This window comes from Lentzea sp. NBC_00516 (genome assembly GCF_036346835.1).
Classification (GTDB): domain Bacteria; phylum Actinomycetota; class Actinomycetes; order Mycobacteriales; family Pseudonocardiaceae; genus Lentzea; species Lentzea sokolovensis.
In genome coordinates, this window is record NZ_CP107840.1 from 875,925 (window position 1) to 890,820 (window position 14,896).

Here is a 14,896-nt window from a genome sequence, read left to right on the forward strand (position 1 = left end):
GTGCGCACGCGACTCACGGGGTGGGCGTTCGTGCTCCCGCTCGTGGTGTACCTGCTGGTGTGTTACGCGTATCCCTTGTACACCAACGTCGATCTGAGTCTGCGGAACCACACGGTGCGGACTTTCGTCCACGGCGGTGCGCCGTTCGCCGGGTTCGCCAACTACGCCACCGTGTTCGCCGACCCGGCCTTTCGGACGGCCTTGCTGCACACGGTGGTGTTCACCGCCGTGTCGCTGTTGTTCCAGTACACCATCGGCTTCGCGCTGGCGGTGTTCTTCGCCCGCCACTTCCCGCTGTCCGCGACCCTGCGCGCGTTGTTCCTGGTGCCCTGGCTGCTGCCGCTCATCGTGTCCGCGTCGACCTGGGCGTGGTTGCTCAACAGCGAGTCCGGGCTGGTCAACGCGGCGCTGGGGGTCGTGGGCATCGGGCCGGTCAACTGGCTGACCTCACCGTCGTGGTCGCTGGTGTCCGTCGTCATCGCCAACATCTGGATCGGCGTGCCGTTCAACCTCGTGCTGCTGCACAGCGGGTTGCGCGGCCTGCCGCCCGAGGTGCACGAAGCGTCCTCATTGGACGGAGCGAGCGGCTGGCAGACGTTCCGCCACGTCACTTTCCCGCTGCTACGCCCGGTGTCGGCGATCACCCTGCTGCTCGGCCTGGTCTACACGCTCAAGGTGTTCGACATCATCTGGATCATGACGAGGGGCGGGCCGAGCGGATCGTCCTCCACACTCGCGACCTGGTCCTACGAACTCGGCTTCGGCGGGGCGCTGCCCCGGTTCGGGCCGAGTGCCGCGGTGGGCAACGTGCTGATCCTGATGGCGCTCGCGGCGGGCCTGGTCCACATCCGCGCGCAGGGGCGCACATGAGGACCCGGTACTGGCGCACGGCCGCCGGACTGCTGATGACCGCGGTGATGCTGTTCCCGGTCTACTGGATGGTCGTCGTGTCGCTCACGCCCGCGCGCGAGATGCGGAAGTCGCCGCCGAGCCTGTTCCCGGCCTCGCCCACGCTGGAGGGGTACGAAAGGGTTCTGCGCGAACAGCTGCCGTACTTCGGCACGAGCCTGCTGGTGGCACTGGGAACCGTCGTGCTCACCCTGGCGCTGGCCGCGCCCGCCGCGTACGCGCTCGCGAAGCTGTGGCCGGCGGGGCGGCGCGCGTTCGGGTTCGTCCTGCTCGTCGCGCAGATGATCCCGGGGATCATCATGGCGCTCGGCTTCTACGGCATCTACGTCCGCCTCGGCATCACGAACACCGTGTGGGGCCTCGTCCTGGCCGACTCGACGGTCGCGGTGCCGTTCGCCGTGCTGGTGCTGACCGCGTTCATGGCCTCGGTGCCGGACGAACTGCTGCAGGCCGCCCGGATCGACGGCGCGGGACCGTGGCGCGCGTTCGTCTCGGTCGTGCTGCCCGCGAGCCGCAACGGCGTGATCACGGCGGCGCTGTTCTCGTTCCTGTGGGCGTGGTCGGACTTCCTGTTCGCCGCCACGCTCGACTCCGGCGGGGCGCTGCAACCGCTGACGCTCGGCATCTACCGCTACATCGGCAACAACAACCAGGAGTGGAACTCCATCATGGCCACCGCGGTGGTCGCGTCCGTACCGGCGTCCGTGCTGCTCGTGGTGGCGCAACGCTTCGTCGCCGCCGGGCTCACCTCCGGCGCCGTGAAGGACTGAGAGGGGTCCGGCGTGACAACCGAGTTCTCCGTGCGTGAGATCCCCTTCAGCCGGTACGGCGCGTGGTTCTGCCTCTCCCCGGTGGTAGGACTCGCCGAGTACGCCGACGACGTGCACCTCGTGTCGCACCGCAACGGCATGCACCCGGTGCTCTCGTTCGTTCCGCTGCTCGGCGGCGAACGCGTGCCGGTCGAGGTGACCGCCGACCCCTCGGCACTGCGCTGGCGCGCCGGAAGTGGCAGCGTCACGGCGGTGTTCTCGTCACCGGACGCGGTGCGGCTGCGCGGTACCGGCCTGGGCCTGCGCATCAGTGCCGCGCAGAGGACGCTCACCCCGTTCACCGGCACCTACTTCTTCACCGATCCCGCCGGTGGGCTCGTCTTCACCTCCTACGAGACCGGCCACCGCCTTCGTCTCACCGTCCAAACCGGACAGTGGTGGCCGTGCGGCGACCAGGAGCTCGGGGAGGCGGAGCGCGGGGTCGTCCTGGACGACGGCGAACCCTGGGAGCTGACGATCGAGGAACTCGGCACGGCCCGTCCGCCGTCCCGGCCCGCGAACGACTTCGACGACGCCGTGGCGGACGCGCGGGACGAGTTCGGCTGCTTCGCCGAGGCCGTGGCACCCTGGCGCGGCGACCACACCCCGGCCGCCGAGCTCGCCTGCTACGTGCTCTGGTCGGCCACCGTGCGGCCCGCCGGGTTCGTCCACCGGCCCGCCGTGCTGATGTCCAAGCACTGGATGGACAAGGTGTGGAGCTGGGACCACTGCTTCACCGCGCTGGCACTGGCGCCCGGCGCACCGGCGCTCGCCTGGCAGCAGTTCCAGGTCGTGTTCGACCATCAGGACGAGCAGGGTGCGCTGCCGGACTCGGTCACCCACTCCGAGGTGCTGCGCAACTTCGTCAAGCCGCCGGTGCACGGATGGGCGCTCTCCCTTCTGCGGCAACGACTTCCGGGCGGACTGCCCGACGCCGCGCCGACGTACCGGCAGCTCCGCGCGTGGACCTCGTTCTGGCTGGAGCACCGGACGGCCCCCGGCAGCCTGTTGCCGCACTACGAGCACGGGAACGACAGCGGGTGGGACAACTCGACGGTGTTCCGGGAGGAACGCCTCGTCCGCTCGCCCGACCTCGCCGCCTTCCTGGTGCTGCAACTGAAGGAGCTCGCCCGGCTCGCCGCCGAGGCGGGGGAAGAGCCGGCACGGTGGTCGGAGCAGGCGGACGCGCTGCTCGACGAACTGCTCGGCGAGCTGTGGCTGGGTGATCACTTCGTCAGCCAGGGCGTGGCCAGCGGGACGAAACGGCGCAGCGCGAGCCTGCTCGACCTGATGCCCGTGGTGCTGGGGGAGCACCTGCCGCGGGAGGTCTTCGACGCCCTGTGCGCCGGTGTCGCCGCGCACCTCACGCCCGTCGGCCTGGCCACGGAGCAGCCGGATTCGCCCTACTACGAGCCCGACGGCTACTGGCGCGGACCGGTGTGGGCGCCGGCCACCGTGCTGATCGAGGACGGCCTGCGCCGCGGCGGCGCGGTGGACCTGGCAGACCAGGTGAGCGCGCGGTTCCTGGCCACCTGCGAGAAGTCCGGGTTCGCGGAGAACTTCGACGCGCTCACCGGGGAAGGGTTGCGCGACCGCGCCTACACGTGGACGGCCGGCGCCTACCTCCTGCTCGCCGGTGAGGTCGACCGGAGCACTACACCCCGGCGTTGAGAACGGGGCTCTCCTCACCCGCCTCCACCGCGTGCAGGCGCCGTCCCGCGCGTTCGGGCCGGATGTGCGTGCCGCCGGCCGACGGGTGGGGGAGCAGGTGGCTCGACGCGGCGATGGTCTGCTCGTCGAGCCGCACGCCCAGTCCCGGGCTGTCGCCGAGGACGTAGGCGCCGTCCTCGACGTGCAGGTCGAGCGAGACGCCCACCGCGGGCCGCAGGTCCTGCAGTTCGCTGACCAGGTGGTTGGGCACCGACGCGGCGCCGTGCAGCAGGCCGATCGGACTGGTGCCGATCGGACTCACGGGCAGGTCGTGCGCGTGCGCGAGGGTGGCGACCCGCAGGAAGTGGGTGATGCCCCAGACTCCGGCCGTCTGCACGATGTCGACAGCACCGGCCGCCATGAGCGGACGGTGCTGCTCGAGCCCGGTGAGGTTCTCACCGGTGGCGACGGAGGCACGGATTCCACGGCCGACCGCCGCATGGCCCTCCACGTCCCAGCGGCGCACGGGTTCCTCGACCCACGTGAGGTCGAAGGTCCGCTCGAGCTCGCTGACGTACCGGACCGCCTGCTTGCGCGTCCAGGTCTCGTTGACGTCGAGCATCAGGCTCGGCCGCGCGCCGCCGCCCGCCTCGGTCAGGACGTCCCGCACGAGGGCGAGACGGTGCCGGTCGCGATCCACGTCGAGGCCGCCCTTGAGCTTCGCCGCCCGCAGTCCGCGATCGGCGTAGCCCTGGTACACCGCGACGAGTTCGTCGTCGGTCAGCGCGATGTCCAGAGCCGAGGCGTAGGCGGGCACTCGGCGGTCACGGCCGCCGAGCAACCGCCACAGCGGTTCCCCCGCCGCCTGGGCCTTGATGTCCCACAACGCGCTGTCGAAGGCGCCGATGGTGCCGAACACCGCACCGGCGTGCCCGGCCTTGAACATCCGCCGCAGCATCCGGTCGTACAGGGCGGTGACGCAGCGCGGGTCCTCGCCCTCGATGGCGGCGAAGACGGCCTCGATCTCCACGTGCGGGCCGAGTCCGACACCGGTGAGGCCCGTGTCGGTCTCGACGACGACGATCGGGACCCGGACGAGGCCGTCGGGGATCACGCCGTTGGCGTCGCCGACAGGACGGCCCCAGTCCTGGACCGTGGTGAGCGTCCGGTAGCCAGTGATGCGCATGTCAGCCCTTCGTCGACCCGGCGGTGACACCGTCGGCGATCTGGCGTTGCAGGAACAGGTAGACGACCAGGACGGGGACCGCGGCGATCAGCACTCCCGCCGCGAACGTGGGGATGTCGTCGGAGTACTGACCGCGCAACGACGTGACACCGACCATGAGCGTGCGGTGCTCCGCGGACGGCATCATCAGCAACGCGACGAGGACGTCGTTCCAGCAGAACAGGGCGTTGAGCACACCGACCGACAACAGCGCGGGCGCACCGATCGGGAGCATGATCCGCCAGTACACCCCGTACACCGAGTTCCCGTCGATGCGCGCGGCGTCGACGATCTCCGCGGGCACGGTGGCGTAGTAGCTCGTCAGCAGGAAGATCGTGAACGGCAGGAACTGCGCCACGTACGCGAGGACCAGGCCGGGATACGTGTCGATGAGACCGGTGTCCGCCATCGTCCGCGCCAGCGGGACCATGATCACCTGGAACGGCACGAACAGCGCCGCGAGGATCCCCAGGAAGAGCGCGGACGAACCGCGGAACCGCAGCCGCCCGAGCGCGAAGCCCGCCATCGAGCCGAACAACAGCAGCAGCGCGACCGAGCACGCCACGACGACCACCGAGTTCAGGAAGTACCGGGACATCCCGACGCTCGTCCACGCCTTGACGACGTTGTCGAGGCTGAACGAGTCCGCAGGGGAGAACCGGTCGAGGACGTACTCGCGCCGGGTCTTCATGGCGACGTTGGTGGTGAACACCAGCGGGTAGATCGTGGCCAGGGCGAGCGCGGCCATCGGGACGGCGACGACCCACCTGACGGGACGGGAGCCGGACATCAGTCCTCCTTGCCGGCGGCACGGCGCAGGATCGCGATCTGGGCCAGCCCCACCACGAGCATGATCAGGAACAGCGCGGTCGACGCCGCGGAGGCGAGCGCGGGCTGGTTCAGGCGCCCCTGCTGGATCCAGATGTAGTACTCGGGCAGGTAGGTCGACCCCTCCGGCCCGCCGCTCGTCATCACGTAGAGCAGGCCGAACATCGAGGTCAGCATGCCGATCATGGTGGTGACGAAGACGAACTGGATCGTGCGCGTCAGGCCCGGGACGATCACGTGCCGGACCGTCTGCGGGAACGACGCGCCGTCCATCTTCGCGGCGTCGAGCAGCGACTGGTCGAGGGTGGCGAACCCGGCGAGGAACACGACGAGCGCCATGCCGAACGTCGCCCAGACGTGCACCGCGACGACCACGAAGAACGCCACGCCGGGATCGCCGAGCCAGTCCACCGGCCCGATCCCCAGGCCGCCGAGGACCCTGTTGAGCGGCCCGTCGAACGCCAGCAGCAGGGTGAAGATCGCGCCGACGATCACCGGCGAGAGCACCGCGGGGAAGAAGTAGACGCCGCGATACAGCCGATGTCCCGGCACGCGCAGGTAGATCAGCGTGGCGAGGAGACCGGGGATCGCCACCGCCACCGGGAGCAGCAGGACGAGCAGCCCGACGTTGCGCAGGGCCGTGCGGAACAACGGATCGGCGAACAGGGTCACGTAGTTGTCGAGGCCGACCATCACGCCGTCCCGATCACCGTCGCCGGTGAAGGAGAAGTTGACGCCCAGCACCAACGGCCACAGGCGCAACCCGGCGATGATCAGGACGGCCGGCGCCACGAGCACCAGGGGAGCCAGGCGCTCGGCCCGTGAGCCGGAGCGGCGCGGCCTCGCGGGCCCGGCCGGAGCCGGGCGCGCGGGGGAGAGCGTGGGTGCCGCCACGACGGTCAGCCGGTCTTGTCGGAGGCGGCTAGCTGCGCCACCGCGTCGTCCACTGTGGCCGATCCGCTCAGCAGCTGCTGCGACAGACGTCCCATCAGGTCGAGGGTCTTGGAGGACAGGGCGACGTGCAGTGCCGGCTTGCCCGACTTGACCTCCGCGACGATCGCCTTGACCGCGGGGCCGCCAGAGGAGACGTCGATCGTCGCGTCGGACGCGATCGCGCCACCGTCGGCGTAGAACGCCTTCAGCGCGTCGGCGGAGGTCAGCGAGCGCACCAGGTCCGCGGCCAGTTTCGGGTCCTTGGTCCACTTCGCGACCGCGTACCCGATGCCGCCGTCGAACGGCAGGCTCGGCTTCGCCGCGGGGTTCACCACGGGCGCCCGCATCACGCCGAGCTTCTCCGGGGTGAGGAACTCGGCGAAGTCCTTCCAGTGCCCGACGTCCGACATCAGGCCGATGACGTTGGCCGCCTTGCCGGAGTTGAAGAGCGCGAACGCGTCGTTGAACATCGCCGTGGAGTTGGCGCCGTCGGTGTTCAGCCCGGCGTCGGCGGTCTGCTTCCACAGCTCGAAGATCCGCTTGACGTTCGCGGAGGACCAGTCCCGCTTGCCGGCGATCCAGTCGTCGTACTCCTGCGGAGTCAGCACCGCCGATCCCATGGCGGACAGGAAGAACTGGATGCCGTAGCCCTCCTTGTTGCCCTGCGCCAGGCACTTCACGCCGGTCTTCTGGGCGATCACACCGCAGTCGCGGACGAAGTCGTCCCACGTCCTCGGCGGGGAGTCCGGGGCGAGGCCGGCCTTCTGGTAGAGCTCCTTGTTGTAGTAGAGGGGATGTCCCTGCAGCGTCACCGGTGCGGCGTAGGCCTTGCCGTCCTTGGTGAACGCGTCCCAGCCCGCCAGCCGCTTCCGGTCGTCGGCGACGTAGGTGTCGAGCGGGGCGAGCGCGTCGGCACGGTCGCGGATCTGCCCGCCGCAGTTGAAGAGCACGACGTCGGGACCCTTGCCGGCTTGGATGGCCGCGCCGAGCAGGGTGTAGTACTGGTCGAACGGCTGGGCCACGAACTCGACGTTCACACCGGGGTGCTTCTTCGCGAAGTCGGCCTTCGCCTTCTCCACGTAGGCGGCTGCCTTGGCGTCACCGGACTTCCAGTCCCAGACCACGAGCTTGTCGCCGGAGCCGCCGGACGAGGTGCCCGGCCCGGAGGCGCTGCCGCATCCTGCCGTCAGCGTCAGCCCCAGGACCAGGGCGGCGGACAAGAGTGTGCGCTGCTTCATCGCTGGCTCACTTCTCTTCCCGAGAGGGCGCCGGGCTGCGTCGTTCCCGACGGGGTGCCGTGAACGTAAGTCGTATGACGTATTACGTCAATCGCCCGTTCTGCAGTACTCTCGCCGCACGTACCCGCACGACGGCGCGGGGGACGTGACCGGAGGAACGATGACCGCATCAGGCCGGAGACCGGCCGCCGCCGCCCCTTCCTGGGTGCGCAGGCCGGCGAGCCTGGCCAGTGCGGTGACCGCCGAGCTCGTGAGCCGGATCGTGCGCGGCGACCACCCCTCCGGGACGTCGCTGCCTCCCGAGCCCGCGCTGTGCGAGGCCTTCTCGGTGAGCAGGACGGTCATCCGCGAAGCGGTGAAAGTCCTGCAGGAGAAGGGTTTGGTGCAGGTGCGCCAGGGCGCGGGCACCCAGATCACCCCGCCGTCCTCGTGGAACGTGCTCGACGAACTCGTCCTCGGGGCGATCGTCGCCGAGGACGAGACCCTCGCGGTGCTCGACGACCTGGTGGTCACCCGGCGCCTGCTCGAGTCGGACATGGCCCAGGCCGCCGCCCGCACCGCCGACGAGGCCACCGTCGCCGCGCTGCGCGACCTCGTCGAGCTGATGGACCGGCTGGTCGGCGATCCGGACGCCTACCGGGAGCAGGACCGGCTCTTCCACGACCGGATCATGCGCGCGTCCGGCAACCGCATCGCCAGGGGCGTGGTGCGGGCGCTGGAGAGCCAGGTGATCAACACCGCCCGCTACACGGGCCGCAGCGACCGTGCCCTGTGCGCCGCGTCCAACGAGGGCCACCGCCGCGTCTACGAGCGGATCGCCGCGCACGACCCCGCGGGCGCCGCCGAGGCCATGTTCACGCACATCACCGAGGCCTGGCTGGTCCGCCGCAGCGATGTGGGGGATCCCAGCCGCCTGGAGCGGTAGTCGTCAGGTCAGGAGCCGGTCGACGAGGTCGTGCCACCCGGCCTCCACTCGTGCCAACGGCATGTCGTGCCCACGGACGAGGTGGTCGGTCAGCACGACGTCCACCGACGCGAGCAGGGTGTGGGCGAGCAGGTCTGCGTCGGCATCGGGCAGGAGCGCGCGCACCAGCAGCGCCACGTGCCGGTGGCGCAACTGCTTGGCCGGGACCGCGAACCGGCGGCTCGGCGACGGCTCGGCCGCCAGGTAGAGCTCGAGGTCGGCGTGCTCGTGGCGCAGCAGAGCCGGACCGAACGCCCTGAGTCTCGTGGCCGGATCGGCCTGCGGCCCGAGCGGCGGCGGTCCGCTGAGGAACGCCTCCTGGAACAGGCTCTCCGAGCGGTCCAGCAGGGCCTGGAGCAGTCCGTTGCGGTCACCGAAGCGCCGCGACACCGTGCCCTTGCCGACCCCGGCCTCCGCGGCGACCGCCTCCATCGTGATCGCTCCCGCACCCCGTCGCGCCGCCAGCCGGGCGGCCGCTTCCAGCAGCAACGCCCGGTTGCGCACCGCGTCCGCACGCAGGGGCGGCTCCGCACCGGCGAGGGGCAGGGATGTGCTGTCGATCACCTCGGCAGCGTAGCCGGAAGATAACCGGGCCGCGTCCCGTTTAGGGTGTAGTCGTTCAAGCACACACCGCACCTGGGAGTCACTTCATGGCCGTCCGCATCCTCACGCTCGTCGGCAGCCTCCGTTCGGGTTCGCACAACCGCAGGCTCGCCGAGGCCGCGGTCCAGATCGCGCCCGAGCACGTCGAGGTCGGCCTCTTCGAGGGCCTGGACACCGTGCCGTTCTACAACGAGGACCTCGACGCCGAGGGCACCGTGCCCGCCCCCGCCGCCCGGCTGCGGGAGGCCGCCGCGGAGGCGGACGCCCTGCTCCTGGTGTCGCCCGAGTACAACGGCACCATCCCCGCCGTGCTGAAGAACGCCATCGACTGGCTGTCCCGTCCCTACGGCGCGGGTGCCCTGTCCGGCAAGCCGGTCGCCGTCGTGGGCACCGCGTTCGGCCAGTACGGCGGCGTGTGGGCGCAGGACGAGGCCCGCAAGGCCGTCAAGATCGCCGGTGGCGCGGTCGCCGAGGACCTGACCCTCTCGATCCCCTCCTCGGTGGTGCGCTTCGCCGACCTCCACCCGGTCGACGACCCCGAGGTCACCGAGAAGCTGTCCGGCGTGGTCGAGGGTCTCGCCGCCCGCGTCGCCGCCACCGTCTGATCCCCAGGTTCACGTTCGACTGTCGATTCGAGTCGAACGTGCCCCGAAAGGCCCAGCGCCACAACGGAAACGCCGGCTTCCGTTGCGCCGTCCGGAAAAGCCTCCGATGATCACGTGAGCGTCCCGCTCACGACGGAGGTCTCCTGATGGCTGTCCTGCCGGAGCGGGTGCTGTTCGGCGCCGCGTACTACCACGAGTACCAGCCGTACGAGCGGCTCGAAACCGACCTGGACCTCATGGTGCAGGCCGGTTTCACCGTGATCAGGGTCGGCGAGTCGGTGTGGTCCACGTGGGAGCCGGAGAACGGCCGGTTCGAGCTGGACTGGCTCCAGCCGGTGCTCGACGGCGCTCACGAACGCGGGATCTCCGTCGTGCTCGGCACGCCGACGTACGCGGTGCCGCCGTGGCTCGCCCGGCAGTACCCGGAGATCGCGGCGCGGCGGGCCGACGGCCGGCGCGTCGGCTGGGGAGCCCGGCAGGAGGCCGACTTCACCCACCCCGCCTTCCGCTTCCACGCCGAACGCGTCACGCGCAGGATCGTCGAACGGTACGTCGGCCACCCCTCGATCATCGGGTTCCAGGTGGACAACGAACCGGGCGTGCACCTGCTGCACAACCGAGGCGTGTTCCAGCGCTTCGTCGACCACCTGCGCGCCACCTACGGCGACGTCGAGAACCTGAACCGCGCGTGGGGCCTGGTGTACTGGTCCCACCGGTTGTCGGACTGGGCCGACCTGTGGACGCCGGAGGGCAACGCCCAGCCGCAGTACGACGTCGCGTGGCGGGCGTTCCAGGCGCGGCAGACCACGGAGTTCGTGGCGTGGCAGGCCGGCATCGTCCGCGAGTACGCGCGGCCGGAGCAGTTCGTCACCACCTGCCTGCACTACCCGCACGTGGCTCTGGACGACGACGGGCTGACCGGCCACGTGGACGTCACCGCCGGAAATCCTTACTACGACATGCAGGACGGGCTCACGCTGCCCGACCCCACGCCGGACGACCACGAGCAGGGCTGGAAGACCAGGGGAGTCTGGGCGTTCTACCGCGGTGCCGACTGGATCTTCTCCTCCCGTCAGGAACCGTTCCTGGTCACCGAGACCAACGCCGGGAACATCGGCACGCCCTGGGACAACCGTCCCGCCTACGACGGCCAGTGGCGCCAGGCGGCCTGGGCTTTCGTCGCCCGCGGCGCGCGGATGATCGAGTACTGGCACTGGCACACGCTGCACTTCGGCGCGGAGACCTACTGGGGCGGCGTGCTGCCGCACAGCGGCCGGCCCGGTCGCGTTCACGCCGAGCTCGCGCGGCTGGGAGCCGAGTTCGAGACCGCGGGCGCGGCGGTCGCGGGCGTCGAGCCGGACGCCGACATCGCGATCGTCCACTCGCTGCCCAGCAAGTGGCTCATGCAGAAGTACCCACCGCTGTCCACTCCGGACGGTGGCCCGGACGCCGCCGCGTACCAGCGGATCTTCGACTCGTTCTACCGCGGCGCGTTCGAGGCGGGACGGCAGGTGCGGATGATCCACGCCGGTCAGCTGCACGACCTGGAGGAGGCCGCGCGCCGGCACCCCGTGCTGATCGCGCCCGCGCTGTACCTCGCCGACGACGCGACGATCGACTGGCTCGCCGAGTACGCGCACTCGGGCGGCCACCTGGTCATCGGACCTCGCACCGCCTACGCCGACCACGAGGGCAGGGCACGCCACGAGCCTGCTCCCGGCCGTCTCACCGAGGTCGCGGGCGTCCACTACGACGAGTTCAGCAACCTCTCCGGCGACCTGCGCGTGCACGCCACGGAGGGATCCGCGCTGAACCTGCCCGCGGACGCGGTCGCCACCCGGTGGGTCGAGGGGTACGTGGTCACCGACGCGGACGTGCTCGTGGAGTACGACCACCACCACTTCGGACGGTGGCCCGCGGTCACCACCCGGAGACACGGCGCCGGTCGCGTCACGTGCGTCGGCACGGTGCCCGGCCGCGTTCTCGCCGCCGCGCTCGCGACGTGGTTCGCGCCCGCACCGGTGTCGGGCTGGGCGGATCTCCCGGAGACGGTCACCGTGACGACCGGCACCTCGCCGGACGGACGTCGTCTGCACGTGGTGCACAACTGGAGCGGAGACCGCGCCGAGATCGTCACGCCGGTCGCGCTCACCGACCTGCTGGGCGGCGACGGCGTTCCGGCAGGCGGGCGCGTCGCGCTCGGGGAACGGGACGTGCGCGTGTTCGCGTCGGACCGGTAGGCGTGCGCCAGATCCTTCAGCGCAGGTCCTTCAGCGCATGGTGACGGCGCGCCAGTGCGCCGAGTCGTCCTGCGTGCCCCTGCCGGGGCGGTTCTCCTGGTACCAGTCCATGATCCGCCGCCGCCCGGCGTCCGTGATGTGGTAGCCGAGGTGGTCGCCGACCGGCGCCCAGATCAGCTCGCTCTTCAGGGCCTCCTCGATGGCGTCGCCGCGGCACATGCTCTGCAGCAGCCACGGCCACACCATGCCCTGCGCCGTCATCCACAGCACGCGCAGCACCGCTGTGTCCGATAGTTCCGGACCGCTGTCCGGTGAATTGTCCGGTGAATCGTCGAAGAATCGGCCCGCCTGCATCGCAACCCCCGCTCTCTCTCCCTCGCATGTCGTAATACGGCCTGGTCCTGGCTCTGGTTCAGGCTCGGGAGGAATTACTTCCGCGTCGAATGCGTTCGAGTCGATTCGACGCGAGGGCGATCGAACCGTTGGGGTGCAAGCATGATCAAGCGCTCGCGCGGCGCACCAGCGACGTGGGCAGCAGCATGGACTGCGGCAGCTTCTCCTCACCGGCGAGCTCGGCCAGCAGCCGCCAGGTCAGGGTGCGGCCGAACCCCTCGACGTCCTGCCGCACGGTGGTGAGCGGCGGCACGGCCGTCGCGGCGAGCACGGAGTCGTCGAACCCCACGACCGCTACGTCGTCGGGGATCCGGCGGCCGCTCTCCTGGAGCACTCGCAACGCGCCGAGCGCCATGATGTCCGCCGCCACGAAGACCGCGTCGAGATCGGGCGCCCTGCGCAGCAGCTCCTCCATCGCGAGCGCGCCGCTGTCGGGCGTGAAGTCGCTGTGCACCACCAGTTCCACGGCCATGCCGTGTTCCGCGAGCCCGCACCGCCAGCCGCTCAGGCGGTCCATGCCCACCGCCATGTCGAGCGGACCGGCGATCGTGGCGATCTTCTCGCGACCCAAGGAGATGAGGAACCGCACGGCCCCCAGAGCTCCGTTGAAGTTGTCGGCGTCGACGAACGGGACGGCGCCACCCGCGAGCGGACGGCCGCCCACCACGATGGGCAGCCCCGTCTCGTGCAACGTCCTCGGCAACGGGTCGTCGCCGTGCAGGCTCACCACGAGGGCACCGTCGACGTGCCCGCCGGTGAGGTACGCGACCTGGTCCTCACCGTCGTGCGGCCGGTTCATCATCAGCAGGAGTTGTACGTGCCGTCCGGCGAGTTCGGCGTGCACCCCGCGCAACACCTGGGCGAAGAACGGGTCGGCGAGGACCCGGCTGCCCTGCTCGGAGATCACCAGGGCGATCGCGTTCGCCCTGCTGCCGGCCAGGGTGCGCGCGGCGTGGCTCGGGCTGTACCCGAGCAGCGCGATCGCGCGGTGCACCGCCTGGCGCGACCGCTCGCTCACGTACTTCTCGCCGTTGATCACCCTGGAGACCGTCGACTTCGACACCCCGGCCACGCGCGCGACCTCCTCGATGCGCGGGCCGGGGCGGCGACTCCTGCCTTCCGTCATGAGACGGCGACCAACGCGTTGTCCCGAGCCACCCTGCTGTACCACCTCGCACTCATCTTCGGCGTGCGAATCTGGGTGTCGTAGTCGACGTGGACGATGCCGAACCGCTTCGCGTACCCCTCTGCCCACTCGAAGTTGTCCAGCAGCGACCAGCAGAAGTAGCCGCGCAGGTCGACACCCGCCTCGATGGCCGCGTGGGCGGCACGAAGGTGGGAGGCGATGAAACCGGTGCGGTCCACGTCGTCGATCGCGCCGGTGCCGGAGAAGTCGTCGCGGAACGCGGCGCCGTTCTCCGTGATGTACAACGGAAGCCGCGGGTAGTCCTGGTGCACCCGCATCAGCACGGCGGTGAGGCCGTCCGGCCTGACCTCCCAGCCCATGTCGGTCATGGGAGCGTCCCTGGCAGGGAACGAGGCGTGCTGCACGCCGACCCACGGCGACGGACCGGTCTCGCCGTTGGGCGTGGAGCTGACGTAGTGCTCGGTGTAGTAGTTGACGCCGAGCATGTCCATCGGCCCGGAGATCACGCCGAGGTCGCCGTCCTTGATGTGCTCACCGAACCCGAACGGCTCGAGGTCCGCGAGGATGTCGGCCGGGTACTCCCCGCGCAGCAACGGGTCCAGGAAGATCCGCTGCTGCAGCCCGTCGAGCCGCCGCGCGACGTCGAGGTCCGCCGGGTTGCCGGGATCCACGGGGATGATCGGGTACATGTTGAGCGTGATGCCCACCTTGGCTTCCGGCTGGGCGGCGCGGATGGTGTCGGCCGCGAGCCCGTGCGCGAGCAGCAGGTGGTGCACCGCGGCGACGGCGGCCTTGGGCTCGGTGCGGCCGGGCGCGTGGATTCCGCCCGCGTACCCGAGGAACGCCGAGCACCACGGCTCGTTCATCGTCGTCCAGGTGCCGACCCGGTCACCGAGCGCCTCGACGGTGGCGGCCGCGTAGTCGGCGAACCGGAACGCGGTGTCGCGGTTCGCCCAGCCGCCGGTCTCCTCGAGCTTCTGCGGGAGGTCCCAGTGGTACAGCGTGGGCCACGGCGCGATGTCGTGCGCCAGCAGCGAGTCGATCAACCGCTTGTAGAAGTCGAGCCCCGCCTGGTTGACCTTCCCGCCGTCCGGCCGCACGCGCGGCCAGGCGATCGAGAACCGGTAGGCCTTCAGTCCCAGGTCCGCCATCATGGCGACGTCCTGCTCGAAACGCCGGTAGTGGTCGGCGGCGGGTTCACCGCAGTCGCCGCCCACCACCTTGCCGGGTTGCCGGCAGAACTCGTCCCAGATGGAGTCGGTGCGGCCGTCCACGTCGGTCGCACCTTCCACCTGGAACGCGGCGGTCGCGGCTCCCCACAGAAAACCCTGTGGGAAAAGAATGTTCTCCAT

General features: G+C 70.5%; 14 protein-coding genes. 6 read left to right on the top strand and 8 right to left on the bottom strand.

Going from position 1 to position 14,896, the window contains the following annotated elements:
• From OG205_RS03860 to OG205_RS03870, 3 genes are read left to right on the top strand one after another with little or no spacing between them, the layout of a single operon-like run.
• On the top strand, positions 1-870 hold the full coding sequence (locus OG205_RS03860) for a carbohydrate ABC transporter permease (protein ID WP_330274843.1): 870 nt from the start codon (positions 1-3) through the stop codon (positions 868-870).
• Positions 867-1,679: a carbohydrate ABC transporter permease gene (locus OG205_RS03865; RefSeq protein WP_330274844.1), complete on the top strand. Its 813-nt coding sequence runs from the start codon at positions 867-869 to the stop codon at positions 1,677-1,679. The genes OG205_RS03860 and OG205_RS03865 overlap by 4 nt, the downstream gene beginning before the upstream one ends.
• A 12-nt stretch (positions 1,680-1,691) precedes the next feature.
• Entirely contained in the window at positions 1,692-3,389 is a 1,698-nt protein-coding gene (locus OG205_RS03870; protein WP_330274845.1) for an amylo-alpha-1,6-glucosidase, read from the top strand.
• Here the strand turns inward: OG205_RS03870 and OG205_RS03875 are convergent.
• The 4 genes from OG205_RS03875 to OG205_RS03890 are packed head-to-tail and all read right to left on the bottom strand — an operon-like array spanning position 3,373 to position 7,592.
• Positions 3,373-4,554, bottom strand: a complete 1,182-nt coding sequence (locus tag OG205_RS03875) for a mandelate racemase/muconate lactonizing enzyme family protein (RefSeq protein WP_330274846.1) — start codon at positions 4,552-4,554, stop codon at positions 3,373-3,375. The two genes, OG205_RS03870 and OG205_RS03875, sit on opposite strands and share 17 nt — an antisense overlap.
• A 1-nt stretch (position 4,555) precedes the next feature.
• Positions 4,556-5,383, bottom strand: a complete 828-nt coding sequence (locus OG205_RS03880) for a carbohydrate ABC transporter permease (RefSeq protein ID WP_330274847.1) — start codon at positions 5,381-5,383, stop codon at positions 4,556-4,558.
• Positions 5,383-6,315, bottom strand: coding sequence for a carbohydrate ABC transporter permease (locus OG205_RS03885; RefSeq protein WP_330274848.1), 933 nt, complete (start codon positions 6,313-6,315; stop codon positions 5,383-5,385). The genes OG205_RS03880 and OG205_RS03885 overlap by 1 nt, the downstream gene beginning before the upstream one ends.
• A gap of 5 nt (positions 6,316-6,320) precedes the next feature.
• Positions 6,321-7,592 (bottom strand): ABC transporter substrate-binding protein, encoded by a 1,272-nt coding sequence (locus tag OG205_RS03890; protein WP_330274849.1) that lies wholly within the window; start codon positions 7,590-7,592, stop codon positions 6,321-6,323.
• 160 nt (positions 7,593-7,752) lie between these two features.
• Between OG205_RS03890 and OG205_RS03895 the strand changes: the two genes are divergently transcribed.
• Positions 7,753-8,517 (top strand): FadR/GntR family transcriptional regulator, encoded by a 765-nt coding sequence (locus tag OG205_RS03895; protein WP_330274850.1) that lies wholly within the window; start codon positions 7,753-7,755, stop codon positions 8,515-8,517.
• A gap of 3 nt (positions 8,518-8,520) precedes the next feature.
• On the opposite strand, the gene OG205_RS03900 is transcribed toward OG205_RS03895, so the two are convergent.
• Positions 8,521-9,120 carry a TetR/AcrR family transcriptional regulator gene (locus OG205_RS03900; RefSeq protein WP_330274851.1) on the bottom strand — a complete coding sequence of 200 codons (600 nt, stop codon included), beginning with the start codon at positions 9,118-9,120 and terminating at the stop codon, positions 8,521-8,523.
• Between the two features lie 86 nt (positions 9,121-9,206).
• Here OG205_RS03900 and OG205_RS03905 point away from each other — a divergent pair, with 86 nt between their 5' ends.
• Both OG205_RS03905 and OG205_RS03910 read left to right on the top strand, forming a co-directional pair.
• Positions 9,207-9,764 (top strand): NAD(P)H-dependent oxidoreductase, encoded by a 558-nt coding sequence (locus tag OG205_RS03905; RefSeq protein WP_330274852.1) that lies wholly within the window; start codon positions 9,207-9,209, stop codon positions 9,762-9,764.
• A gap of 146 nt (positions 9,765-9,910) precedes the next feature.
• The gene (locus tag OG205_RS03910; RefSeq protein WP_330274853.1) at positions 9,911-12,004 is read left to right on the top strand and encodes a beta-galactosidase; all 2,094 of its coding nucleotides are present in this window, start codon (positions 9,911-9,913) and stop codon (positions 12,002-12,004) included.
• A 30-nt stretch (positions 12,005-12,034) separates the two neighbouring features.
• Here the strand turns inward: OG205_RS03910 and OG205_RS03915 are convergent, their stop codons facing one another.
• From OG205_RS03915 to OG205_RS03925, 3 genes are all read right to left on the bottom strand, one after another.
• Positions 12,035-12,283 (bottom strand): hypothetical protein, encoded by a 249-nt coding sequence (locus OG205_RS03915; RefSeq protein ID WP_330274854.1) that lies wholly within the window; start codon positions 12,281-12,283, stop codon positions 12,035-12,037.
• A gap of 220 nt (positions 12,284-12,503) precedes the next feature.
• Positions 12,504-13,523 carry a LacI family DNA-binding transcriptional regulator gene (locus OG205_RS03920; RefSeq protein WP_330274855.1) on the bottom strand — a complete coding sequence of 340 codons (1,020 nt, stop codon included), beginning with the start codon at positions 13,521-13,523 and terminating at the stop codon, positions 12,504-12,506.
• Positions 13,520-14,896: a GH1 family beta-glucosidase gene (locus OG205_RS03925; RefSeq protein WP_330274856.1), complete on the bottom strand. Its 1,377-nt coding sequence runs from the start codon at positions 14,894-14,896 to the stop codon at positions 13,520-13,522. Before OG205_RS03925 ends, OG205_RS03920 begins: the two co-directional genes overlap by 4 nt.